Origin of the sequence: Azospirillum oryzae, assembly GCF_008364795.1 — a bacterium.
In the GTDB taxonomy this organism is placed as follows: domain Bacteria; phylum Pseudomonadota; class Alphaproteobacteria; order Azospirillales; family Azospirillaceae; genus Azospirillum; species Azospirillum oryzae.
Genome location: NZ_VTTM01000030.1, coordinates 1 through 1050, shown reverse-complemented (window position 1 = coordinate 1050; position 1050 = coordinate 1). Strand labels below are relative to the sequence as shown.

Annotated in this window: 1 protein-coding gene; it reads right to left on the bottom strand. The window is 61.0% G+C overall.

Features of this window, described 5'->3' with window-relative positions; translation table 11 throughout:
- A partial coding sequence (locus tag FZ938_RS30330; protein WP_149201868.1) for an IS481 family transposase occupies positions 1 to 988 on the bottom strand: 988 nt, incomplete at its 3' end.
- Positions 989 to 1050 lie beyond the last annotated feature (62 nt).

Here is a 1050-nt window from a genome sequence, read left to right as displayed (position 1 = left end):
TGTTTAGTCCCGGCATTTGATGGTGCGGGTTTTCGGTGAAGCTTGAGGGGTCTTTGTGCCAAGCTCTGCAGACGAACTCGTATGGTGTCAGCCCCTTCAGGGTCTTGAGCCTGCGTGCGAAGTTGTAGGCGGCCACGAAGTCGGTGAGGTGTTGCCGGAGCTGGTCGTGGCTTTCGTAGTAGAAGCGCTTGACCGTAGCGTCCTTGAGGGTGCGGTTCATGCGCTCGACCTGGCCGTTGGTCCACGGGTGCTTGGGCTTGGTCGTGCGGTGGTCGATGTCGTGACGCGCACAGGTAAGTTCGAAGGCATGGGCCCGGAAGCGCTCGCCCTTGGCGATTGCTTCCTTGATCAGGAGGACGGCCGATCCGCCGCCGCCCGGTGTGGTGAACTGGATGCCGTTGTCGGTGAGCACCGTGTGGATCTTGTAGGGGACGGCAGCGATCAGGCGCAGCAGGAAGTCCCTGGAGGTCGCTGTCGTCGCCGTCTCATGCAGTTCGACGAAGGCGAACTTCGACGTTCGATCGATGGCGACGAACATGTGCAGCTTGCCCTGTTCGGTCCGAACCTCGGCGATGTCGATATGGAAGAAGCCGATGGGGTAGGCCTTGAACTTCCTGCGGACCGGCTTGTCTCCTTCGACATCAGGCAGGCGGGCAATGCCATGGCGCTGCAGGCAGCGGTGCAGTGAAGACCGGGTCAGGTGGGGGATTGTCGGCTGCAGGGCATAGAGGCAGTCATCGAGCGGCAGCAGGGTATAGCGCCGGAAAGCGACGACGACTGCCTCTTCTTCCACCGACAGCACCGTCGAACGAGGTGCCTTGGGACCGGTCTTCTTGTCGGTTACCGAGGGCCGCGCTTTCCACTTGGCAACCGTCTTCGGGTTGATCCCGTAGCGCTTGGCCAGAGCCCTCAGGCTCTCTTGACTATGTTGTATCGCTCGACGGATCGCCTCTGTCGTCGTGGCGCTCCCATGGAGTACTTGGCCCATAGTGCATCCCTCCAGTCCTGCACGTAGGATGCACCATCAAATGCCGGGACTAAACATCTAGG